We start from the raw sequence: 24,292 nt of genomic DNA on the forward strand, positions 1-24,292 counted from the left end.
ATGTTGAAATATATTATCGAGTCCTCGATCAGACAAAGACTTATGGTGTTAATTATCGCCATCATGGTTACTGTCTGGGGCGTGCAGGAGTTGCGTAAAACGCCGCTCGATGCCCTGCCGGATTTATCCGACGTGCAGGTGATCATTAAGACCCCTTATCCAGGGCAAGCACCAAAACTCGTTGAAGAACAAGTGACTTACCCATTATCGACCGCCATGTTAGCCGTACCCGGAGCAAAAACCGTGCGGGGTTTCTCGATGTTTGGTGACTCTTATGTGTATGTGATCTTCGAAGATGGCACCGACATCTATTGGGCGCGTTCACGGGTGTTGGAGTATTTAAGCCAGATCAGCAGTCGCTTACCTCAAGGGGTACAACCCTCACTCGGCCCTGATGCGTCAGGTGTGGGCTGGGTGTTTGAGTACGCGCTGGTCGACCGCTCCGGCAACTTAGATCTCTCGCAACTTAAAAGCCTACAGGATTGGTACCTCAAACTCGAGCTGCAAAGCGTCGCAGGCGTATCTGAAGTTGCCACGGTAGGCGGTATGGAGCAGACCTATCAGATCGTGCTCGAGCCAGACAATATGGCGATCTATAAACTCGATATCGCCACCGTCAAAGAGGCGATAGAAAGAGCCAATAGCGAAGCTGGTGGTTCAGTGGTCGAAATGGCCGAAGCCGAATATATGGTGCGCGCCAAAGGTTATCGTCAAACATTAGCTGATTTTCGTGAAATCCCATTAGGGATTACTAGCCCTTCCGGAACAGCTTTACTACTCAAAGATGTCGCTACCGTGCGCAAAGGCCCCGCTGCTCGCCGCGGTATTGCCGAGCTTGATGGCGAAGGCGAAGTCGTGGGCGGCATTGTGGTGATGCGGTACGGTGAAAACGCACTTTCCACTATCGATGCGGTTAAAGCTAAACTGGAAGAGTTAAAAACAGGTCTGCCTGAAGGGGTGGAAATCATTCCAACCTATGACCGCTCTCAATTAATTCAAAAGTCTGTCGACAACCTATTCAGCAAAGTCATTGAAGAAATGTTGGTAGTGGGCTTGGTTTGCCTATTATTTTTACTGCATGCACGCTCAACATTGGTCGCGGTGATTACTTTACCGCTGTCGATTCTTATTGCCTTTATTGTGATGAATAAAATGGGGGTGAATGCCAATATTATGAGTCTTGGTGGCATCGCTATTGCCATCGGTGCCGTAGTAGATGGTGCGATCGTCATGATCGAAAACCTGCACAAACATTTAGAGCACTTTAAAACCGAACATCAACGCGAACCGTCGGTTAAAGAACACTGGGAAATTGTTAGCGCAGCTTCTATCGAAGTGGGTCCTGCACTGTTTTTCTCACTGATTATTATCACCTTAAGTTTTGTACCCGTATTTGCGCTAGAAGCGCAGGAAGGACGCTTATTTGCGCCACTGGCTTACACTAAAACCTTTGCCATGGCGGCAGCGGCATTATTATCCATTACGCTAGTGCCAATTCTGATGGGTTACTTTATTCGTGGAAAAATTCCTAGCGAGCGCAGTAATCCCATCAGCCGAGTGCTAATTACTCTGTATCAACCGTCGTTGAAACTGGTGCTGAAGTTTCCAAAAGTAACCCTACTAATTGCTTTAATGGCACTGGCCAGTGCTTGGTATCCCATGACACGTATGGGCAGCGAGTTTATGCCTGCGCTCGAAGAAGGCGATTTACTCTATATGCCAACGGCATTGCCAGGCATTAGCGCCAGCAAAGCCGCCGAAGTGCTACAACAGACGGATCGTTTGATTAAAACCGTCCCTGAAGTCGCTCGCGTATTTGGTAAGGTGGGGCGGGCCGAAACGGCGACAGATCCTGCGCCACTCACCATGCTCGAAACCACAATCATGCTAAAACCCCACAACGAATGGCGTGAAGGCATGACCTTAGATGGCATCATTAATCAGTTACAGCAGACGGTAAAAGTGCCTGGCCTCACAAACGCTTGGGTACAACCGATTAAGACACGTATCGATATGCTATCAACGGGCATTAAAACCCCCGTGGGCATTAAAATTACCGGTGCAGATGTCAATGAGCTGCAAGCCCTAGGCACCAAAATTGAGGCTATCTTAAGCAAGGTCCCACACACTAAATCGGCCTATGCAGAACGGAGTGGTGGTGGACGCTACATCGACATTACGCCAAAACTGGATGTTGCCGCTCGTTATGGTATGTCATTACAAGATATTCAGGATGTAGTGCGTTACGCCATCGGTGGTATGGATATTGGCGAGTCCGTACAAGGTGCTGAGCGTTACCCTATTAACCTGCGCTATCCAAGAGAGCTGCGTGACAATATCGAGAAACTGCGTGAATTACCTGTGATCACTAAATCGGGAAATTACTTACCACTTCGCAATTTAGCCGATATCGAAATCACCGATGGTGCACCAATGCTCACCAGCGAAAACGGGCGCTTAATCTCTTGGGTATTTATCGATATTGAGGGCACTTCTATTGGGGAATACATTAACACCGCGAAGCAAGCTTTAAATGCCGAACTCAAAATGCCGCCCCGTTATAGCTACAGCTTTGCGGGCCAGTACGAGTATATGCAGCGGGTCGACGCCAAACTAAAGCAAGTCATCCCAATGGCATTAGGGGTCATCTTTATCCTACTGATGATGACCTTTGGCTCTACCATGCAAGCGAGCATGATCATGCTGAGTCTACCCTTTGCCTTAGTCGGCAGCACTTGGCTATTGTATCTACTGGATTACAACATCTCTGTTGCCGTCGCTGTTGGTATGATTGCCCTTGCTGGGGTAGCAGCAGAATTTGGGGTGATTATGTTGGTCTATTTAAATAACGCCATCAAACATCGACAGGAGAAAAACCTTTACCACAGCGTTGAAGACTTAAAAGAAGCCTTGATAGAAGGTGCGGTCATGCGGATACGTCCTAAAGCGATGACAGTTGCCACCATCTTCTTCGGCCTACTCCCCATTATGTGGGGCGCAGGTTCGGGTAACGATGTGATGCAAAAAATCGCCGCCCCAATGGTCGGTGGAATGGTGACAGCACCAATACTGTCGTTGTTTGTACTGCCGGCACTGTATCTTCTCATTTACTCGCGTAAATTAAAGCAAGACGCAGTTCACTGATAGCACAGGCATAAAAAATCCCCCAAACCATAATAGTCTGGGGGATTTTTATTCAACCGCATTTAAAAGGGGTTATTGAACCGTGTTAACAAACACAGGGTTAGAATAGAACCACAGGTCGTTATAGTTACGATCATTAATCTTGTTATACCAAGACTGTACCGATTCACCTTCAGCTTGATTAATCACAGCTGACTTCAAAGGATTACCTCTTTCCGTCAGATTAGCTTGGTTATAATCTAAATTAGTCCCACGCAGACGGAAATATTGATGCCGATCCGCGATAAAACTGTAACTCATACTGTAGTAGCCATCGGCATCTTTATGCCAGTCGGCACGAGTAAAGGTTTTAACGACTAAGGTTGAATCGTTTGTTTCTTTTCTGTAAGCCGCGGTCCCAGGCTCAGCACGCTGACCCACGTTACCCGCAATCAAGTCTATGTGGTTTACACCAGGGTTAATTCCAGCATAAATTTCATTACCTATATCGGACTCTTTATTATTCAACGCCGGACTTTTAAAGCGGATAGTGAGTGTTAACTTATCGCCAGGTTTAGCCACTAAAGTTTGTCCCATGGTAACGCTATTCTTATTGCCATTTTCAAGCTTAAAATCCAAGGCATCGATCAAATCACCAAACACAGAAAAGCTATTACCCGAGCGTAATCCCTTCAAAAGCGCTGTAGTATCTTTGCCATCGACCCAAGTGTAACTTTTCGCATATTCACCGGGATAATAACTACTAGCGTAGGGAGTACGTGTTTTGAAGTGGATATCCGAGTTACCCATGTTCCAAATTCGACGACCTTCACCCAATAATGCATCCCACCAGCCACCGACCTCAGCAACAACCGGATCGACGCCGCCGTACACTCCACTACTACGCTCACCATAGTCACCACGGTTACCACTGAACTGGCCACCGACAAGACCTTCAACCATAAAGAAAACATTCGGAGCAACATCGTTCAGCTCTCTAACATCTTGAATCGTATAACTGGATAAATAACGGCGAGGATGATTTAGCATCCCGTAGCTGCTGTCTGGATAATGAGTCTCTAACCACTTCAAAGCAGCAATAGCATCCTCATGAGTCTTATTTTGACGGGTATCCCCCGCAGCCGTCCATGCAGCAACATCTTTGGGATCAAAGTTCGTGATATCATTTTTACTGCTAAATCTGTACTCAAAGGTCTTAACCGCAGACAGAACTTTGGCTTCATCACCTAAAATACCAATGTTAAAGTGCTCATGGGTTGGCATATCCCACTCAAAACTTGAATAAGCAATCTTGCCCTCATAGTTAGGCATGTTCTTCTTTAAACCGGGAATTTCATACTGAGTTAACGCATCGTAAAATAGTAATCCACCGACGTCGTTATCATCATTATCTTGACTGTTGTTACGCATATGATTTGATAATGAAACATAGTCTAAACCGAAGTCACCAAAGGCCCATTTCAGAATATCAGACTGGGTTTCACGAGCATCCTGCGAAACCGCAGTGTGAACGTGTAAGTCACCTTTTAGCCAACGCCCACTGGGCTCAATGGGTGTAGGATCAGTCTTATCAGAGTCAGAATTACAACCAGATAGCACTACTAGAGACGATAATAAAACAACATTGAGATTTATGACCTTATGCATGAATAACCTCTTTATATTCAAAAGTTTTAGCAATAAAACCCAAATATAAGTCGAATGCATGACACCCTAATGACACTGATGTTTGCGATCCATAAAATAAGCCTCTCAGTTTACAACGCTTATATGTACCATTAACGCAGCGCACCACAGAATTGACTCGACTCACTGCTGTAGAAAGGATGCCATCACATGACTAAGCCATCTTGTTTAATTATCAGCCAAATATGGCCACAAAGACTTTTCCTTAAAAAACGATTACATGTTTTACTCGCTTCGTTCAGTTTATGCTCTGCACTAATCATGTCAGCAGCACCCGCATATGCCATCCCCGCCACAGGGGAGTTTATTGCCAATAAACGCTGTGAATTGTTTCAGTCTAAAAATAAACAAACCAATCCCGATGATTGGCAGAGCAATATCGGTGAACGTTATCCCGTTACGGAGATTTTAGGAAACAGCGTCAATCCTGACTGGATTCGCGTCCGCACCAATGCCATCAGTTCACCGTTACGCTGGATTAAAGGTGATTGTGGACAATACAATACCAATGTAGCGGCGGCAGAGACTTATCAGCCAAACTCAACCAAAGAGCCTACGCAAACCACTACAGCCTCTGATATCAAAGCCATCAATCGTGAAAGCCTAAAAGAACGAGGTACGCCGGAGAAACGCCAAGGCCATGTGTGTCAAATCGAGGATAATTACGACTCCCATGTGCTTGCCTTAAGTTGGCAAAGCACCTTTTGTGAACTCTATGGCAGTCGTAAAGCAGAATGCCGCGCCTTAAGCCAAACCAGTGATGCGCCTCAATGGCAACACTTTAGCCTGCATGGCCTCTGGCCTAATCGCCAGCAATGTGGCACTCGTTACGGCTTTTGCAGCAGCGTAAAACAACAACCAAGTGATTTTTGCGATTATCCTGAAGTACCACTCAATGCCTCTGTGCAAAAGAATCTGGAAGAAGTGATGCCAAGTGCTCGCTACGGCACCTGTTTAGAACGCCATGAATGGTGGAAGCACGGTACCTGTCGCAATCAAGACCCCAATGACTATTTTTTACTGGCGACTCAGCTGACGCAGGAAGTCAATGCCTCGACATGGGTACAACAATTTATCCATGAAAGAATTGGTAAAAAAGTCACACAACAAGAGTTGAATCAAAGCTTTGATACTAGCTTCGGTAAAGGTGCACACACTAAGATCACGCTTGATTGCGCCAAGGGACTCTTAAGCGAAATCCGGATTAATCTTCCACAAGAGATCAAGCTATCAGACTCAATTCCGAGCCTACTTGCTAAAGCACCCAAGGCGAAAAAGACTAACTGTCCGGACCCACTCTCTATCGACAAACCAAACTAACTTAACCTGAACTTGGGGTAACGAGTGTCGAAAAAATCTAAATTTAACAAACCAAGATAATGCCATAAACTATTGTTTTTAAAATACAATTTCTTATGACTGAATGCGCAGATTTTTGTGCATATCAAGGCGCTCTGTCGTATGCCATAGCGAGCTATGGTTAGACAGAGCAACGCAGAGAGGCCCGAAAAGATGCCTATTCAGCGGCGCTACTTATCCCTGCTCAGGTTAACTTATTGGTTTTCATTTTGGGATAGGTGTATTACCGCGAAAGTAGCACCTTGGGCGTCAGCAATAACCGCAAAACGTCCCACATCAGGGATATCGCTTGGCGGCACGCATAGCTGTGCGCCCAGCCCCTGCGCCTTAGCGGCAAAAGCATCACAATCCGCCACCACAAAATAAGGCATCCAATGGGCGGGGATCTCGCCCCATTCCGGCATCATTTTCATCATGCCCCCCATAGACTGACCATCAATTTGCCACTCGGTGTAATCGATGCCGGGCACATGACTGGGGAGCGCGGTCCAAGGAAACACTTGAGTGTAAAAACTGGCTTCGGCGCTAGGTTCACGGCAAGCCAGCTCCACCCAACACAGGGTATTTTCTTCACCTTGGCGACGTGAGCCCGAGTGATTTTTCGCTTGCCACAGGGCAAAGCGCGCGCCTTCGGGATCGCTCACCTGCGCCATCACACCCGCATCACCCACCACATGCGGTCCCATGTGTAATTGCCCACCCGCAGCCAGGATGGCGGCAACCGTCGCTTCGATATCCTTAACCGCAAAATAAATCCGCCAATGGCTAGGGATCTGTGGTTCCGACTCAGGGATTTGATACATGGCCCCTAAATCGTCCCCCTCCAGATTGAACAGCGAGAAATGACCATTAGGAATTGCCATTTCCACCGCATTCCAACCAAACAGCGCATGGTAAAAACCCTCTGCACCCTGCCAGTCATGGCTCGCCAATTCAACCCAACAGGCCTGTCCCTGTGCGTACTGAGTAATCCTCATTGCAGACTCCAATCAAACAGATAATGTGTTCGAGTTAAGCTGGAGTTTATGCAACTGTCCAGTTTTGGCGGTAAAAAGATGAATACAAAGAAAAAGCCCTCTATTTGAGGGCTTGATTTGCGAGCGAAATACTTAGGAGAACTGTGGTAATAAATTCGCCATCGCGAGTAGATGACAAGCACCCGTCACGACACCAAACAACACCACAAGGATAATTAACGGCGTGCCACCAAAGACCCTAAAACCTTGATGATTAGGGAAGAGTTGTCTCGACTTGTAGGCCATCAGCGCTGGCACGATAACAGCCCATACGGTTGCCGCTAAGGCTGCAAATCCAATGGCAATTAAAAAGCCATCGGGAAACAGCAAACCAAATATGGTGGGCGGCACAAAGGTGACAATCGCCGTTTTCATCCGGCCAGAGCGCGTATCGTCGAATCCGAATAAATCGGCCAAATAATCGAATAAACCTAAGGTCACACCGAGGAAAGAAGACGCCACAGCTAAATTAGCAAATAGGGTTAACATGCTGTTTAACCAGCTACTTTCCATTACTTTCGACAAGGCGCCGACTAACACACCCATATTGCCACCCTGGGCAATAATCTCACTAAACTGGCTGCGGGGAATATTGCCCATAGTGGCGACCAACCAGCAGGCATAAATAATCAGCGCGATAAAAGTCCCGACAAAAATAGCTTTGAAAATGGTCGATGAATCTTTGCCATAATACTTCACCAGACTCGGCACATTTCCATGGTAACCAAAACTGGCTAGACCAAATGGCAAAGCCGCCCACAGATAAGGCATAAAGCTTTGCTTTCCATCCGGTTCGAGCAACTTAGTCACATCGATTTCGATCAGCAAATTACCAATCGCGAGGAAGAAAGTAATAATCATCCCGCCGAGCATAATCGTCGTAATACGATCCACCGCCTTGGTACTGATCAACACGATACAGGCGAGCACGACAGCAAATACTAATCCGGCGACACTTTGAGGCAGCTCAATCCCCATACCTTGGAGGCTATGGTTAACAATCGAGCCACCGCCACTGATGTAGGCGTAGGTTAAGATGTAGAGCACGAAGGCAATGGACACCCCATTCACGATGCGCCAAAACTGGCCCAGGGTTTCCTTGGTCAGGGTATCGAAACTCGCCCCCGGCTCGAAATGCAGGTTGGTTTCGAGCAGTAACAGTCCCGACATCAACATGCAAAACCAAATACCGAGTAACATCAGTACCGAGTAACCAAACCACATGCCAGCGCCCACGACAGGCAAAGAAAACATCCCCGCCCCTACTGTGGTACCGGCAATAATCATGGCACCACCGAGCAAAGACTTGCCCACCGGCTTATTCTTCGCCGCATTCATATGGTTAGCCATTAAGCGATATGCTCCGCGGTCACGCTGGCGACAATCGTCTGCCTTACAGAGGCTCTGAGTAAGCTATTAGCTTGATCGCGAATGCGCTCAACATCAGATTTATCTTCCTTACCAGAGAAATAACCCAACTCTTTTAGCTTAACACTCAAGGTGTTATAGAGTTTCTTATCGTAAAATTCTGGTGCGGTAATTCCATGCAGCGCCCCTAAACGTTGGGCAAGCAGATGGCTTTCAGACTCGAGATCCGAACGCTCCATCTTAGGTCTGTGGGCCAGCAGATTGAAGATAATGGCATAGCGTTGCAAGGTCTCACTAACGCTGCCAGCCAACAATAACATTTGGCAGGTGTGCTCTGTCACAACCGACAACATATCGCTTTCCTGCACTAGACCTTGCTCAATAAACAGCTCAAGCACTTGATTCACATAGCTTGGGAGATCTTTGATCCCCATAAACAATTCCGCCTTCAATAACGGATAAAAGTCGTTCACTATCCCAAGGATTTGCGCTCTTGAAATCTGTTTATTATTGATTAAACAGCTGGCAATTAATGACGGAATAATAAATAAGTGAATGATATTATTGCGATAGTATGTCATTGACGTCGCTTGTTTTTCATCAATTGACACTATCTCACCCAAAGGATCGGCATTGATGGAGAACTTGTTAAGCTCTAATCCTTGTTGTACTAAGTGCTTGCCATCACCTTCGGCAACCGACGTAAACGACGTGTAAGGCACACGCTTAAGCAAGGTCAGGTATAAATCTAACTGACGCTCGAGCAAACAACGCTCTAAGGCATTTTGCTCTGACGCCAACAACACTAAACTGGTCAAGGTAATAGAGCTGGCGGCAGCGGCGTCGTTAATCCGCGTCATCACCCGATTTGCTAACACGTTCACCGCAGGAGTTAACCAAGTCGGTTTTTGCTCAGGATCATCAGCCACTTCACTGCGCCAGTTTGGTGCCGTTTCATTCAAGAAGTTCTGCAATGTAATCGGCTCACCAAAGTTGACATAACCTTGGCCAAAATTACCTAATTTACGAATAGCACCAAAGACTTGCCATACAGATTCTTTCTGTTTTTTCTTACCGCTTAGCTCTTTGTGATAGGTCGCCACTTCCATCACGTGATCGTAGCCTAAATACACAGGCACTAAGGTGACTGGGCGTTCGATACCACGCAGCACACTGTTGATCGTCATAGCGATCATGCCCGTTTTAGGCGCCAATAGACGACCGGTACGAGAACGGCCACCTTCAGAGAAATACTCAACCGAATATCCCTTAGCAAACAGCTGATCGAGGTACTCACGGAACACGGCCGTATAGAGTTTGTTGCCGTTAAAACTACGGCGAATAAAGAAAGCCCCGCCACGGCGGAACAGCGGCCCCGCAGGCCAGAAGTTTAGGTTGATACCCGCAGCAATATGCGGTGGCACCATACCTTGGTAATACAGAATGTAAGATAACAGCAGGTAATCCATATGGCTGCGATGGCAGGGCACATACACAATCTCATGACCATCGTGGTGTAACTGCCGAATATGCTCGGCACCTTTGATGTTAATACCGCTGTAGAGCTTGTTCCATAACCACGTTAAAAAGCGCTCAGCAATACGTACGAGACTATCGGAATAATTCGCCGCAATTTCATCAAGATATTCAATTGCTGTTTCACGCGCTTGGGTTTCAGAAATCTTCTTGCTCGCGGCTTCTTCCTGAATCGCCTTGCGTAAGGATTCAGATTTCAGCAAGGAATGGAATAACGCCTGACGATTAGGCAACACAGGCCCCGTCATCACCTTACGTTGGCGGCGGAAATGCACTCTCGCTACTCGAGCCAATTTATGGGCAATGCCCATATCGGTACCATGTTCGTCGGCCATGTAACGCAGCGATACCGCATTAGAAAATTGCACAAAGTTATGACGACCTAAAAATAGGATCATCAAGCACTTACGTAACCAAGTAGGGTTCTCGCGCTCAAGCACTGCCGCCTTCATGGTGTCGTCTTCTTTACCCGGAGTACGACCCCAATACAGACTCACAGGCACCAGCTGTATATCTAACTCTGGCTTTTCCTTATGGACGGCCAACAAACGCATAAAACATTCGAGGAATGGCTCATTGCTGGCGCGTTCACCAAATAAGGGCTTACGACCTTCAAGGCATACCACCCGTGGCGCCACAACGCCATTCACCACCAGCGGCTCGTAAGGGCTTGGCAAACCAAGTTTCGTGGTGATCTCGCTTAACGCAGCAATATCACTCAGGGATTCTGTTTTCATTACATAAGCAAGCGGTCTGGAGGCATCCAGATTCAGATCGGCAAAGGGATCCTGTGGCACAACAATAGTGTGCACTAAGTGCTTTTGGATCCAACGTAATGATTTCAACCAAAGAGAGTCTTGTTTAGGCATTATTCTTATGCAATGTAAGTACGTTCATTAGCCCCATAGAATACCAGATTCTAGAGAATATACCCAAACAACCTAAAGATGCAGGATTCAGCGGCTGATTTTAATGACTTAGTAACGCACTTTAGGCAACGCCATTTATTGCTACCGTGCAAATGGCATTCACCCCATAGATGACGATTACGGTTATTTGCAGATCTAGCTGACCAAGTTAAAAGTGGTTAATACTTGCACTACCAATAATACTGTATATACTAACAGTAACTGTATAGAAAAACAGGAAAGACCATGAGACCGTTGACGCCACGCCAAGCCGAAATTTTAGAGCTGATTAAACGTAATATTGCCGAGACTGGCATGCCACCCACTCGGGCCGAAATTGCCACCCGTTTGGGTTTTAAAAGTGCAAATGCCGCAGAAGAACACCTTAAGGCATTGGCGAAAAAAGGCTGCATCGAGATCATGCCTGGTACTTCCCGCGGGATCCGTCTCCCTGTAGAGGAAGAAGTTAACCGCGAAACAGGCTTACCACTAATTGGCCAAGTGGCAGCGGGTGAACCGATTCTCGCCCAAGAGCATGTCGAACAGTATTACCAAGTCGACCCCAGCATGTTCCACCCTGCTGCCGATTTCCTGCTGCGCGTAAAAGGCGACAGTATGAAGAATATCGGCATCCTTGAGGGTGACCTGCTTGCCGTTCATAAAGTACAACAAGCACGCAATGGACAAGTTGTTGTTGCTCGCGTTGATGATGATGTAACCGTAAAACGCTTTGAAAAAAAAGGTAATTTAGTCTACCTACATGCCGAGAATGAAGACTATTCACCGATTAAAGTCGATTTGAGTTTCCAAAGTCTAACAATTGAAGGGCTCGCCGTAGGGGTGATCCGCAATGGAGATTGGCTATGAACAAACTATTAGGTAATGCCCCGCGTCACCCCGGTTTATGGCTCGATACGGTTCGAGATACAGAGACCGACTGGCAGCATACATCAATAGTCACTATGCCAACTCAGAGCCAAGGGCGCCAAGAGCTGACACAGCTGAGCAAACAACTTGCCCAACTGAGCCAACAGGGAAGATGGATAGTGCTCATCAACCCACCTAGTATTGGCTACAAGCAGCTATTAGCAAACGCAGGTGTGCGTATGGATCGCGTACTATTGGTTCACGCAAAAGATGAGGTCGAAACCCTTTGGGCGATGGAAAAAGCCTTAACCAGTGGCACATCTAGCGCAGTGATTACTTGGATTAACGCCCTAGATACTCGCGATAATCGTCGCCTACAAATTGTAGCAAAGAGCGCACGTGCAATGGGAATCGTGCTCGAAGGTACAACAATTGACTTGCCTTCAGATGCCAATCTCACACAATCGGCTAAATTTACTCAACCCGCATTTTTCAGCTCTGTTCATTAAAAATTTTTCACACCGTATTTAGCCTTGAAAGCCGCCTCACCTGTGAATGTGAGGCTTTTTTTTGGCAATTTTTCAGACAATTAGAAAAAGAAGTGATCTTGATCAATTTTTAAACAGCAAGTATGTTTGATTTAGGCGCACATGATATATCGCCTGTTTAGGCAGAAATATCGCGTTATTTTCGAATATCGCTCGCCCACAAAAATTGAGAATAATGGGTTTATTCAGCAGTATGTGCCAGTGTGGCTAATAACAGCAGTAACAATACTTGATCATAAGTAAGCCGCCAACGCACGTTGAAGTCAAAAAAGCTTTTTTGGGAACTGAAGAGTTTGCATAGAGTTGAGACTTACTGTGTTGCTCTTCTTTGTAGTTGCTATTTGCAATTAGCAGAGGAGAAGTCTTGTGAAGCAATGGTTGTATTGTTTACTCGTGGTGCTATTCGCCCCACCGTTGGCCGCAGCAGACATGCGGTTCAATATGACGCTTGGCGTAACAGAAATCAGTGGCAAGGTATACCACCTGCACATGACGATTCTGTATATCTGCTGCGCGATAGGCTTAGTGGTTTTTGGCGTTATGATTTATGCCATGATCAACCACAGAAAATCCAAGGGCGCGGTCGCGTCACACTTCCATGAGAGTACAAAAGTTGAAATCGCTTGGACGATAATTCCCTTTATCATTCTGATCTTAATGGCGATTCCGGCAACTAAAACTCTGATTGCCATGGAAGACCCCAGCAATGCCGATCTCACGGTAAAAGTCACAGGATCGCAATGGAAGTGGCATTACAGCTATTTCGATCAAGATATTGAGTTTTACAGTATTCTCGCCACACCAAGACCTCAAATCGAAGGTAGTGAGGCCAAGGGAGAGCACTACTTACTCGAGGTCGATAAGCCCCTTGTCCTGCCTGTAAATAGAAAAATCCGCTTTCTGATGACTTCTGAAGATGTTATCCATTCATGGTGGGTACCAGATTTTGCATTGAAAAAAGATGCTAACCCAGGGTTTATCAACGAGGCGTGGACCCGTATCGATAAACCCGGCATTTACCGTGGTCAATGTGCCGAACTTTGCGGCAAAGATCATGGATTTATGCCGATAGTGGTTCAGGCACTGCCCGAAGCCGAGTTCGATGCTTGGGTTGCAGAACAAAAACAAGCTGCCAATGCCGCAGCACAAGCCGCACAAGCCGCCTTATCGCAAACACTGAGTAAAGAAGAGCTGATGACTCAGGGTGAGCAAGTTTACCTTGGTCACTGCGCAGCCTGCCATCAACCTAATGGCGAAGGTCTCAAAGGCGTATTCCCTCATCTCAAAGGCAGCCCCATAGCTACTGGGCCGCTGAGCGGTCATCTTGAAATCGTGCTCAATGGTAAAACGGGTACGGCCATGCAAGCCTTCAGTAAACAATTATCGCCCCAAGAAATTGCCGCAGTGATTACCTATGAGCGTAATGCGTGGGGCAATAACACGGGGGATGCGGTGCAAGCCAAAGACGTTGATGCCCATAAATCCGGTGGCACCAATAGCGAACCAGTAGCAACGACTCAGCCCCCCTCAACCACCGATGCGCCCAAAGCAGCGACAGAGCCCATCGCCAGTGTCGATCCCGCGAGTCTTCCCACGCTCAGCCATGATGAACTGATGGCCGAAGGAGAACAGACCTATGCCACAGTTTGCGCCGCCTGCCACCAGCTAACGGGTGCAGGTATGCCTCCCGCCTTCCCCGCCCTTGCTGGTAGCGTTATTGCAACAGGCCCAGTCGCCAATCACATCGATATAGTGATGCACGGTAAACCGGGCACGGCGATGCAGGCATTTGGCAACCAACTCACGCTACAACAGCTTGCCGCCATCATTACCTATGAGCGCAATGCGTGGGGCAACAATACTGGCGATACAGTGCAACCCGCTGATATTGCTCGCCATGGACAGTAGGGGATTAAGATGAGCACACTGACTCAAGATCAAATTGCCGCCCATGATGAACACCATCACGGTGCACCTAAAGGCATCATGCGCTGGTTACTCACCACCAACCACAAGGACATTGGCACCCTGTACCTATGGTTTAGTTTCATAATGTTTTTAACCGGTGGTGCGATGGCCATGGTGATCCGCGCCGAACTCTTTCAGCCCGGATTACAACTCGTTGAGCCTAACTTCTTCAACCAGATGACTACAGTACATGGGTTAATCATGGTATTCGGCGCCGTGATGCCAGCCTTTACAGGGCTAGCTAACTGGCTGATCCCGATGATGATTGGCGCGCCTGATATGGCACTTCCACGGATGAACAACTGGAGTTTTTGGATCCTACCCTTCGCCTTTACTATTTTACTGAGCTCACTATTTATGGAAGGTGGCGGCCCTAACTTCGGTTGGACCTTCTACGCACCACTCTCGACCACTTACAGCCCTGACAGCACGGCATTATTTGTATTCTCGATTCATATCATGGGGATAAGTTCGATCATGGGCGCCATCAACGTGATCGTAACCATAGTCAACCTACGTGCTCCCGGCATGACGTGGATGAAGTTACCGCTGTTTGTCTGGACTTGGCTGATTACCGCCTTCTTGCTGATCGCCGTCATGCCAGTGCTCGCAGGCGCCGTCACTATGGTGTTAACCGATAAGTTTTTCGGTACTAGCTTCTTCGAGGCGGCAGGCGGCGGCGACCCTGTGATGTTCCAGCATATCTTCTGGTTCTTCGGTCACCCCGAGGTCTACATCATGATTCTGCCTTCCTTCGGCATTATCTCCGCCATAGTTCCGGCCTTTAGTCGCAAGAAATTGTTCGGCTATTCATCCATGGTGTATGCCACGGCGAGTATTGCGATTCTGTCCTTCCTCGTGTGGGCACACCATATGTTCACCACCGGTATGCCTGTGTTTGCCGAGTTGTTTTTTATGTACTGCACTATGCTGATTGCCGTGCCGACTGGGGTAAAAGTGTTTAACTGGGTAGCGACCATGTGGCGCGGCTCATTGAGTTTTGAAACCCCAATGTTGTTCGCCGTGGCCTTTATTATCCTGTTCACTATTGGCGGCTTCTCTGGTTTGATGCTCGCCATCACGCCAGCCGACTTCCAATACCACGATACTTACTTTGTGGTGGCTCACTTCCACTATGTGTTGGTCACGGGTGCGATTTTCTCCATCATGGCGGCAGCCTATTACTGGCTGCCTAAATGGACCGGACATATGTACAGCGAAAAGCTCGGCCAGTGGCATTTTTGGTGTTCGGTGATTTCGGTCAACGTGTTGTTTTTCCCGATGCACTTCTTGGGTCTTGCGGGTATGCCAAGGCGTATTCCCGATTACTCGATTCAATTTGCCGATGTAAACCAAATCGTATCGATTGGGGGTTTTGCCTTTGGCCTATCTCAGCTGATCTTCCTCGTGCTGGTAATTAAGTGCATTCGGGGCGGTGAAAAGGCGCCCGCCAAACCTTGGGAAGGCAGCGAAGGCTTAGAGTGGACGCTACCAAGCCCCGCACCCTACCACTCTTTCACCACACCACCCGAGGTGAAATAACATGCAAGGCCAACCCCATCAGCCCAACATCAAGTCCAACCGTAAGCTTATCAGCCTACTGGTGTTGGGCTGCCTTGCGATGTTTGGCTTTGGGTTCGCCTTAGTGCCGCTCTACGATGTGCTGTGCGAAAAACTGGGCATTAATGGCAAAACCTCCAATACTGCCAGCAGTTATCAGGCGATCACTGTAGATAAGAACCGTGTGGTAACAGTGGAGTTTATCTCGCAGGTACAGACGGGAATGCCGTGGAAATTTGAGCCACAAACGAAACGGCTCGAAGTGCATCCTGGAGAACTCATTCACACGGCATTTCTGGCGCAAAACGTCTCGAATAGAGCGACTGTGGGCCAGGCGATTCCCTCTATTTCGCCCGGACAAGGCGCGGCATATTTCAATAAAACCGAATGTTTTTGTTTTAACCAACAACACTTAGCCGCCGCGAGTCGTGCCGAGCTACCGTTGATCTTCTTCGTGGATCCTCAATTACCCGAGTCTATCCACACCTTAACCCTCTCTTACACCCTCTACGACATTACCGACAAGCAGTTAGCGTCTGCCATAGAGCAAGGAGCTGCAAAATGACCACTAAACATGAGACTTACTACGTCCCCGCCCAGAGTGCTTGGCCAATTGTGGGAGCTATTGGCTTATTCTTAATAGCTTTTGGCGCAGGGCAGTTTGTAACACAATTAAAATCCGGCAACTCTGGAGGTGGATACATCCTATTTGCGGGAATTGCCGTGATCTTATTTATGCTTGTAGGCTGGTTTAGAACCGTGATCCAAGAATCGATGACGGGCCTCTATTCCCATCAAATGGACAGATCGTTTCGCCAAGGCATGAGCTGGTTCATCTTCTCCGAGGTGATGTTCTTTGCCGCCTTCTTCGGTGCCTTATTTTACGCCCGCATGGTCGCAGTGCCTTGGCTAGGCGGTGCCTCCAACAATGCCATGACCCACGAAGTCCTGTGGCCACACTTCGAAGCCGTTTGGCCACTCCTCACCACGCCAGATGGCACCAAAACCGAAGCCATGCCATGGAATGGGCTACCGCTAATCAACACGATTGTGCTGCTGACTTCCTCAGTCACGCTGCATTTTGCCCATATCAGCTTAGAAAAGGGTAAGCGTTCGGCCATCACCCTCTGGCTAGGGCTCACGATTTTACTGGGAATTAGCTTCCTTGCTTTGCAGGCGGAGGAATATAGCCATGCCTACCATGAGATGGGGCTAACGCTCACCTCGGGCGTGTATGGCAACACCTTTTTCCTGCTGACGGGTTTCCACGGCATGCATGTCACCTTGGGCACTATCTTTCTATTAGTCTTGTTTTTCAGAGTGTTAAAAGGCCACTTTAGTGCGGATAAGCATTTTGCCTTCCAAGCAGGCAGTTGGTACTGGCACTTTGTCGATGTGGTTTGGCTCTGCCTGTTTATCTTTGTTTATGTACTTTAAATATTCATTAAAACAATAAGTTGAAAACTTAAGGCGTGGGATTGAGACCAAGCAGTCCAGTCCCTAAAGCCACCAGCAAGAGCAGGATAACCAGTACAGAAAATATCACCCTTCGGCCCAAATAGCGGCTCATTGGCACCGGGTGTTTAGCGGTTTGGTCGTCACCTTTAACCATAATAATTAAGGCTCTGCCTAGGTTAAAAATGATAAACAGCAACAGCAGTACTAAAACACACTTAAAAATGAGCGGGATGTTCATACGCTATCCTTATGTTTTGCTGACCAAATTGATTTGGTTACCAAGATATATTTGGTTGCATAGGGGAGTGTCGTTACTACTGATATTGACTGTGGTGGTATTCGTGGTTTTGGTCAAGCTAGGTTTGTGGCAAATGGATAGGGCAGTTAAAAAAACCGAACTACTCGCACAAATGGAGGCAAGACAATCCGCTGCCACACTCAATCCTGAACAGCTCATCGCTGAATTGGCTAAAGGCAGCGTCACGGGCTACCGCTTACAAGTTCAAGCAAAACCCGCGAATCCACAAATCTGGTTACTCGACAATCAGGTCTATCAAGGGCAAGTGGGCTATCTCGCCTTTCAATTACTGCAAATAACGTCAGCAAATCAGGCAAGTAATACCGAGCAGCCTTGGTTGTTACTCGAACTCGGCTTTATCGCCGCGAAATCCCACCGAGATGCCTTGCCCGAAGTCAGCCCCATAGTCGGTGAACTGGCTCTTACAGGCCGTCTCTATCAAAAACAGATTAATCCCTTAAGCCATCACTTATTGGCAGAACCCTTCACCACGGAACAAGGCGAACGGATTCGGTTTCAAAATCTTAATCTACCCGAAATGGCACAAATGTTAGGACATCCTATCCTGCCCGCGGTGTTACAACCCGATGCCTTACCCCAATTACAACCCGCGCAGGCCTTACCCCACCCTTGGCAGCCTTTCCCCCTCTCGGCCCAAAAACATTGGGGTTATGCATTGCAATGGTTTGCCATGGCAACTGTGTTTGCGGGGCTGATGGGTTGGCAAACAATGAAATACCTCAAAAAATCACGACAACGGCATCAAGCCGATAAGGAGGCGACTAAGACCGAGTGACAGATATCAGCAAGATGTTAATAAAAAACAATAAAACAAAGCATTAGGGACAATAAGAGGAGCAAATATGGACTCCCAACAAACAGCCAAATACCGCGCATTGGGGTTATTACTACTGGCCTTTATCGCGCCTGTGGTCATCGCTAAGTTAGTGCTGAGCATGCATTGGTATCAAGGCGGCTCCACCAACTACGGTGAGCTCATCAGCCCAGAAACCAGCTATACCAGTCTTGGCCTTAACAATCCTCAGCCTAAGGAATGGCAACTGCTGTATTTATTGCCCGCAAAGTGCGATGAAGCTTGCCGCGAACGCTTGTATATCCTGCGTCAGAGTCATACCGCCTTAGGGCCAGATCAGGCTCGCGTCGAACCGCTTATTCTTGTGAATCCAGACAGTGACTTAAACGCATTAACCAGCTTTAACTTCAACACTCAGCCCGCCAGCCAAAGCCTCAGCCATTGGCTTGACCAACAGCAGCTGATTATTGTCGATCCACTCGGCGCACTCGTGCTGCGTTATCCCCAAGTGCAAGGTAAGGCGGCGCATTTAGCTCAGGGTAAAGCCTTGGTCGCGGATCTGCGTAAGTTATTAAAACTCTCGAGGGTAGACTAATGCAACTGACTTGGCTCCTACGCATCACCATAGTCTTTACCCTGTTAGTAATTTTAATGGGGGCTTACACTCGGCTCTCGGACGCAGGACTTGGCTGCCCAGATTGGCCCGGTTGTTACGGCCATATCAAAGTACCCACCCACGACCATGAGATCTCCCATGCCCAAACCCTGTTTCCCGACCACGATATCCATCCCGAAAAAGCCTGGCTCGAGATGATCCACAGGTATATCGCGGGCGCCTTGGGCATCCTAGTGTTACTGATTTTGATCCTTTGCTTGAAAACATCCCAAGCCCCAAAAAAGCTGCCCTTTGCCATAGTGTTACTCATCATCTTTCAGGCGGCGTTGGGGATGTGGACTGTGACAATGAAATTAATGCCGATTGTCGTGATGTCCCATTTAATTGGCGGCTTTAGCTTGCTCTCGCTCCTGCTCTTGCTGTATCTGCGAACACGTCCGAGGCGAATTTTCGAAACCGCTGATATTCACAATCAGCGTGTTGCGAGCGCAGGATTTAATGGCGCCCATGGTTCGCGGATAGGCACGAGCCTTAAATTTCTCGGCCAGAGTAAACACTTACCGAAACTGGCGTTGCTAAGTCTGGTGGTGCTTATCGGCCAAATCATGCTCGGCGCTTGGACCTCCTCCAACTATGCCGCCCTCGCCTGCACGTCTCTGCCGATTTGCGAAGGTAATTGGATGGATAATCTCGCGATTGCCGATGCGTTTTCCCCTTTCCAAGGGCAACATCCAAGCTTTGAATTTGGCGTATTGGATTACCATGCGCGCATGACCATTCATATCGCCCACCGTGTTGGCGCCATCATTACCGCCAGTCTATTGTTGTTGCTCGCCTATCGGTTATTTTTCAGCACCCAGCTCAAGGCTCTAAGCCTGTTGTTGGTCGCCTTAGTGATACTGCAGGTGAGTTTAGGGATTTCAAACGTGGTGATGCATTTACCACTGGGGATTGCCGTTTCCCACAATGGCGGCGCGGCGCTGTTACTACTCACCTTAGTCGCGATTAACTATTTCCTTTGGCGCAGGGCACCTTAATCATCGGGGGATTTATCATGGCAAAACCACTTTCTATCAGCAGTAACCCCAGTGTTCACTTGGCTTGGCGTGCCTATTTCGAGATGACCAAACCTAAGGTGGTGGCCTTAATGCTGCTCACCGTCTTAGTCGGCATGTGTTTAGCCATGCCCACCATACTGCCCGTTAAACCTTTAGTGGCAGGCTTGCTCGGCATCGCTATGATGGCGGGGTCGGCCGCCGCCTTGAACCATCTGATTGACAGGCGAATCGACGGCATGATGGCACGCACCTATAACCGTCCGCTGCCCAAGGGCCGAGTTTCGGCGACGAGGGCGCTGTTGTTTGCGGCACTCTTAGGCAGCCTAGGTTTTGTAATCCTCTATGTTTTTACTAATCCACTCACCGCTTGGCTCACCTTTGCCAGCTTGATTGGTTACGCCTTGATTTATACCGCCTATTTAAAACGGGCCACGCCACAAAACATTGTCATTGGCGGTTTAGCGGGTGCGATGCCGCCGCTCTTGGGTTGGACGGCGGTGACGAATCAATTCCATGGTCATGCGCTATTGCTCGTCATCATCATATTCCTGTGGACGCCGCCGCATTTTTGGGCGCTGGCGATTCACAGACGCGCAGAATATGCCAAAGTGGATATTCCCATGCTACCCGTGACCCATGGGGTAGAATTTACTAAGACCTGTATCTTGCTCTATACGATTTTGCTGGCGATTGCTTGTCTATTGCCCGTACTAGTCGGGATGAGTGGACCGCTCTACTTTGTGTGCTCAAGCTTGCTCAGCACGGGATTTATTTATAAAGCGTGGCAGTTAAAGTATCAGGACAGCGAAGGGCTGGCGATGCAGGTGTTTCGTTTTTCGATTTATCATTTAATGTTGTTATTCATGGCATTACTGCTCGACCACTATCTTTGGGCTTAATGTGCAACGAGCAATGGGGCGAGCATGGTCAAAGGACAAAATATGCAAACAAGAATCTCCAACAAGATCTTAGTGATAGCGATTCTATTAATAGGATTGGGCGGACTATTTGCAGTAAAGTTCAATCCACCTAAGCCCGTTGAGTTAGAGAGCGGTTTTTTGTTTCCCGAGGCGTTCGAGCTAGCGCCCTTTGAGCTTGTCGATCAACATCAACAACCCTTTACCAATGCAAGTTTGAAGGACCAATGGAGTCTATTCTTTATCGGCTTTACCTATTGCCCCGATGTCTGCCCGACCACCTTAAACAAACTCGCCGCCGCCTATCCTGAGCTGAAAAAAATTGCGCCCATTCAAATCGTGTTTTTATCCGTAGATCCGAAGCGGGACACCCCAGATAAACTCCTCACTTACGTGAATTTCTTTAATCCTGAGTTTAAGGCGGTGACGGGTGAGCAAACCCAAATCTTCCCCCTCACCCGCAGCCTAGGACTCACCTACGCTATGGTAGGTGAAGGAGAAAATTATCAGGTCGATCATAGTGCGGGCTATGTGCTGGTTTCCCCTCAAGGCACGCGGGTAGCGGTGTTTAAACCCGCAGTCACCTTAGGTAAAGCACCTCAGATTCTAAACGAGGCCTTAATCAGCGACTTCGATAAAATCGTCAACAGCTATAAACCTAAATAGCCATCGCAGATGAGACTATTCTTTGACCCAAGAACCGTCGTCTTTGGGTCTCACCCAAGGCTGAGAAAACCAGTAAAAACCATTGCGCGTCTTACTTGGTGCCGTACAGTTGTAGCGCGAGCGGCCAGCTGGCAAGGCTAAATCGGCTTGAATGCTAAACTCGTTTTCACTTAACCAAGTAGGTGTTTTAGCGCCTTGCCCTTGGATATAACACATCACTTGCTTGGCCGAAATATCGCTCATATCGAGCTTCACCTTAAGCTCGGGGCGCCAATTTCCGCCCTTAAGCTCAGGATCGCTAGGTGTTTGCTCAAGCACTGGCATATTGAGGCTGTATAACTTGGCTTTTAGGCTCTTTAAATCCGCATATTGCCCCGCCACAGGGAAGCGCGGCAGCGCCGTGAGTGGCGAATAAGGCCCCGCCGCCCCTGACTGCTGGCCAAAGGCAACGAAGCCGTTTTCGGTCAACATGTCTTGAATCGCTTGATTGTATTCGCCATAGGGATAGGCCAGCATTTTAAAATTCTGCCCCGTTGCCTCGCGAATCGCATTTTCGGTGTCCTGAATATTGGCCTTAATTCGCGCCAACCATTGGCTTTGAGATTCATTGTCCAGCCTGCGGATCAGATGCTCATGGGCCCAGCTGTGGTTAGCAATATCGGCCCCTTCTTTGGAGAGCGTGATGAGCTGCTCCCAAGTCATCATCTCGGTAAACTTTTGTTTAATAGGCTCAATTGCCACAAATAAGGTGTAGGGAAAACCAAATTCCTTTAGGATGGGATGCGCTGTGGTCGCAATGCTGCGATAACCATCATCGAAAGTAATCGCCACCGTTTTGGCGGGTAAATCTTGTTTGTTTTTTATCGCTTCGACCACCTGCGATAACGGAATCACCTTAAAGCCATCATCCGCCAAGAACTGCATTTGCTCACGAAATTGTGCAGGCGTGACGCTCGTCGCCGCCGGCGTGGTTTCTGACACATGGTGATACTGTAAAATGACCACGGCATTGGCCGAAAAAGTCATCAACCCGAAGAGTGCCAATAACGCACGTTTAACCATAATGTGAATACCTCCAATATCAATGACTACTGCAAAATCTACCGCACTCGCGCTGCTGTTTAATGGCGCTAAAAATCGCCAACTGTTCGCGCTTGCACTGCCGATGATCCTCTCCAATATCACAGTTCCGTTATTGGGATTAGTGGATACCGCTGTGATAGGGCATTTGAGTGACGCCTATTATTTAGGGGGCGTCGCACTCGGGTCAACGATTATCACATTAATCATTTGGTTATTAGGCTTTTTACGAATGGCGACCACAGGCTTAGTCGCACAGGCCTATGGCGCAAACGATACCGCGAGCCAATTAAAATTGCTGGTTCAAGGCGCGATGCTGGCGACTGGACTGGGTATCGCGGTGATCCTATTGCAGCTCCCGATATTGAATTTAGCGCTCGGCCTCTCCGAGGCGAGTATGGAAGTGGAGCGTTATTGCCGAGAATATTTTCAAGTCCGCGTTTGGTCGACGCCATTCGCCCTACTCAATTTAGTTATGCTCGGCTGGCTCCTTGGCCGGCAACAACCCAAGGCGGCGATGTGGCAGCTTATCCTCGCCAATTTAGCCAATATTATACTCGATGTACTGTTTGTAATGGGATTCGGCTGGGGCGTAAAAGGCGCAGCACTCGCTTCAGTATGTGCCGACATCACCGCCTTTAGCGTTGCGCTCTACATGGTATTACAACAGCTTAAGCTGTCGTCTCAATTTAAATTTGACCAATTGCGTGTCCATCTGACGTTTGCCGGTTACGGCAAACTGCTCAAACTCAATAGCGATATTTTTATCCGCAGCCTATGCCTGCAAGCTGCCTTCGCCTTTATGACCTTTCACGGTGCAGGCCTTGGGGACAATACCGTCGCAGCCAATGCAGTGTTATTGAATTTACTGCTATTAATCTCCTACGCCCTCGATGGCATCGCCTATTATGCCGAGGCCGAAGTGGGCAAAGCCTATGGTCAAAAGCGTGCGCAGCAATTGCATGAAGCCGTGGTGCTGGCTTGGTGTTGGTCTGCCATCACAGCAGTTGGGTTTACACTGATCTTTAGCCTTTGGGGAAGCCATATTATCGAACTGTTGACCAGTATTGATAAGGTCAGAACCACAGCACAGACTTATCTGATTTGGTTGGTATTGCTACCGCTTTGGTCTTTTAGCTCTTACCTATTCGATGGTGTTTATATCGGTGCGGCGCAGGGTAAAGTGATGCGTAATAGCATGATTATTGCGACATTTGGCGCCTTCTTTCCGACATGGTATTTACTACAATCGCTATTGCCTTCTGAGCAGGCTAACCATGCTCTGTGGGCGGCCATGACAGCCTTTATGTTAATGCGTAGCCTGACCCTTGCAGCACATTATCGCTTTAGTAAGACATTTATTGTTAGGGCGTGTTGACGTTTCGAGATTAGATTTTGTTCGTTCTGGCAAGCAAGTGCTCGCGA

The 24,292-nt window shown here is 48.1% G+C and carries 20 protein-coding genes; 14 read left to right on the forward strand and 6 right to left on the reverse strand.

Annotation, left to right across the window (positions count from 1 at the left end; all coding sequences use genetic code 11):
• Positions 1–3,144: an efflux RND transporter permease subunit gene (locus IEY09_RS09205; protein ID WP_188870777.1), complete on the forward strand. Its 3,144-nt coding sequence runs from the start codon at positions 1–3 to the stop codon at positions 3,142–3,144.
• A 72-nt stretch (positions 3,145–3,216) separates the two neighbouring features.
• On the opposite strand, the gene IEY09_RS09210 is transcribed toward IEY09_RS09205, so the two are convergent.
• Positions 3,217–4,791, reverse strand: a complete 1,575-nt coding sequence (locus IEY09_RS09210; protein ID WP_055647314.1) for a CehA/McbA family metallohydrolase domain-containing protein — start codon at positions 4,789–4,791, stop codon at positions 3,217–3,219.
• Positions 4,792–4,980: 189 nt separating this feature from the next.
• Between IEY09_RS09210 and IEY09_RS09215 the strand changes: the two genes are divergently transcribed.
• Positions 4,981–6,150, forward strand: coding sequence for a ribonuclease T2 (locus tag IEY09_RS09215; protein ID WP_088586345.1), 1,170 nt, complete (start codon positions 4,981–4,983; stop codon positions 6,148–6,150).
• A gap of 233 nt (positions 6,151–6,383) precedes the next feature.
• On the opposite strand, the gene IEY09_RS09220 is transcribed toward IEY09_RS09215, so the two are convergent.
• From IEY09_RS09220 to plsB, 3 genes are all read right to left on the reverse strand, one after another.
• Positions 6,384–7,166, reverse strand: a complete 783-nt coding sequence (locus tag IEY09_RS09220) for a VOC family protein (protein ID WP_144345304.1) — start codon at positions 7,164–7,166, stop codon at positions 6,384–6,386.
• 132 nt (positions 7,167–7,298) lie between these two features.
• A complete protein-coding gene (gene mtr / locus IEY09_RS09225; protein WP_037423680.1) occupies positions 7,299–8,555 on the reverse strand; it encodes a tryptophan permease in 1,257 nt (418 codons plus the stop codon).
• Positions 8,555–10,978 (reverse strand): glycerol-3-phosphate 1-O-acyltransferase PlsB, encoded by a 2,424-nt coding sequence (gene plsB / locus IEY09_RS09230; RefSeq protein ID WP_188870779.1) that lies wholly within the window; start codon positions 10,976–10,978, stop codon positions 8,555–8,557. The genes mtr and plsB overlap by 1 nt, the downstream gene beginning before the upstream one ends.
• A 285-nt stretch (positions 10,979–11,263) precedes the next feature.
• Here plsB and lexA point away from each other — a divergent pair, with 285 nt between their 5' ends.
• The 6 genes from lexA to IEY09_RS09260 all read left to right on the forward strand — a co-directional run bounded on the left by lexA (position 11,264) and on the right by IEY09_RS09260 (position 17,397).
• The gene (gene lexA / locus IEY09_RS09235; RefSeq protein WP_188870781.1) at positions 11,264–11,884 is read left to right on the forward strand and encodes a transcriptional repressor LexA; all 621 of its coding nucleotides are present in this window, start codon (positions 11,264–11,266) and stop codon (positions 11,882–11,884) included.
• Positions 11,881–12,393 carry a cell division inhibitor SulA gene (locus tag IEY09_RS09240; RefSeq protein WP_188870783.1) on the forward strand — a complete coding sequence of 171 codons (513 nt, stop codon included), beginning with the start codon at positions 11,881–11,883 and terminating at the stop codon, positions 12,391–12,393. The genes lexA and IEY09_RS09240 overlap by 4 nt, the downstream gene beginning before the upstream one ends.
• A gap of 405 nt (positions 12,394–12,798) precedes the next feature.
• Positions 12,799–14,340 (forward strand): cytochrome c oxidase subunit II, encoded by a 1,542-nt coding sequence (coxB, locus tag IEY09_RS09245; protein ID WP_188870786.1) that lies wholly within the window; start codon positions 12,799–12,801, stop codon positions 14,338–14,340.
• Between the two features lie 9 nt (positions 14,341–14,349).
• On the forward strand, positions 14,350–15,942 hold the full coding sequence (gene ctaD / locus IEY09_RS09250; protein WP_011718710.1) for a cytochrome c oxidase subunit I: 1,593 nt from the start codon (positions 14,350–14,352) through the stop codon (positions 15,940–15,942).
• 1 nt (position 15,943) lies between these two features.
• The gene (locus IEY09_RS09255) at positions 15,944–16,525 is read left to right on the forward strand and encodes a cytochrome c oxidase assembly protein (protein ID WP_188870788.1); all 582 of its coding nucleotides are present in this window, start codon (positions 15,944–15,946) and stop codon (positions 16,523–16,525) included.
• Positions 16,522–17,397: a cytochrome c oxidase subunit 3 gene (locus IEY09_RS09260; protein ID WP_188870790.1), complete on the forward strand. Its 876-nt coding sequence runs from the start codon at positions 16,522–16,524 to the stop codon at positions 17,395–17,397. Before IEY09_RS09255 ends, IEY09_RS09260 begins: the two co-directional genes overlap by 4 nt.
• A gap of 28 nt (positions 17,398–17,425) precedes the next feature.
• On the opposite strand, the gene IEY09_RS09265 is transcribed toward IEY09_RS09260, so the two are convergent.
• The gene (locus IEY09_RS09265) at positions 17,426–17,656 is read right to left on the reverse strand and encodes a DUF2909 family protein (protein WP_188870791.1); all 231 of its coding nucleotides are present in this window, start codon (positions 17,654–17,656) and stop codon (positions 17,426–17,428) included.
• On the opposite strand from IEY09_RS09265, the gene IEY09_RS09270 reads away from it, so the two are divergent.
• The 5 genes from IEY09_RS09270 to IEY09_RS09290 all read left to right on the forward strand — a co-directional run bounded on the left by IEY09_RS09270 (position 17,601) and on the right by IEY09_RS09290 (position 21,787).
• Positions 17,601–18,512 carry an SURF1 family protein gene (locus tag IEY09_RS09270; protein ID WP_172588811.1) on the forward strand — a complete coding sequence of 304 codons (912 nt, stop codon included), beginning with the start codon at positions 17,601–17,603 and terminating at the stop codon, positions 18,510–18,512. The genes IEY09_RS09265 and IEY09_RS09270 overlap by 56 nt on opposite strands.
• A 67-nt stretch (positions 18,513–18,579) precedes the next feature.
• Positions 18,580–19,125, forward strand: a complete 546-nt coding sequence (locus IEY09_RS09275; RefSeq protein ID WP_188870794.1) for a redox-active disulfide-containing membrane protein — start codon at positions 18,580–18,582, stop codon at positions 19,123–19,125.
• On the forward strand, positions 19,125–20,183 hold the full coding sequence (locus IEY09_RS09280) for a COX15/CtaA family protein (protein ID WP_188870796.1): 1,059 nt from the start codon (positions 19,125–19,127) through the stop codon (positions 20,181–20,183). Before IEY09_RS09275 ends, IEY09_RS09280 begins: the two co-directional genes overlap by 1 nt.
• A 17-nt stretch (positions 20,184–20,200) precedes the next feature.
• Positions 20,201–21,103 (forward strand): heme o synthase, encoded by a 903-nt coding sequence (cyoE, locus tag IEY09_RS09285; RefSeq protein WP_188870798.1) that lies wholly within the window; start codon positions 20,201–20,203, stop codon positions 21,101–21,103.
• A gap of 54 nt (positions 21,104–21,157) precedes the next feature.
• On the forward strand, positions 21,158–21,787 hold the full coding sequence (locus IEY09_RS09290; RefSeq protein ID WP_188870895.1) for an SCO family protein: 630 nt from the start codon (positions 21,158–21,160) through the stop codon (positions 21,785–21,787).
• Between the two features lie 15 nt (positions 21,788–21,802).
• Here IEY09_RS09290 and IEY09_RS09295 read toward each other — a convergent pair whose 3' ends face one another.
• A complete protein-coding gene (locus IEY09_RS09295) occupies positions 21,803–22,849 on the reverse strand; it encodes a polysaccharide deacetylase family protein (RefSeq protein WP_188870800.1) in 1,047 nt (348 codons plus the stop codon).
• A 22-nt stretch (positions 22,850–22,871) separates the two neighbouring features.
• On the opposite strand from IEY09_RS09295, the gene IEY09_RS09300 reads away from it, so the two are divergent.
• The gene (locus IEY09_RS09300) at positions 22,872–24,245 is read left to right on the forward strand and encodes an MATE family efflux transporter (RefSeq protein ID WP_188870802.1); all 1,374 of its coding nucleotides are present in this window, start codon (positions 22,872–22,874) and stop codon (positions 24,243–24,245) included.
• The last annotated feature ends 47 nt before the right edge of the window (positions 24,246–24,292 follow it).

It is taken from the genome of Shewanella xiamenensis (assembly GCF_014647135.1).
Lineage (GTDB): Bacteria > Pseudomonadota > Gammaproteobacteria > Enterobacterales > Shewanellaceae > Shewanella > Shewanella xiamenensis.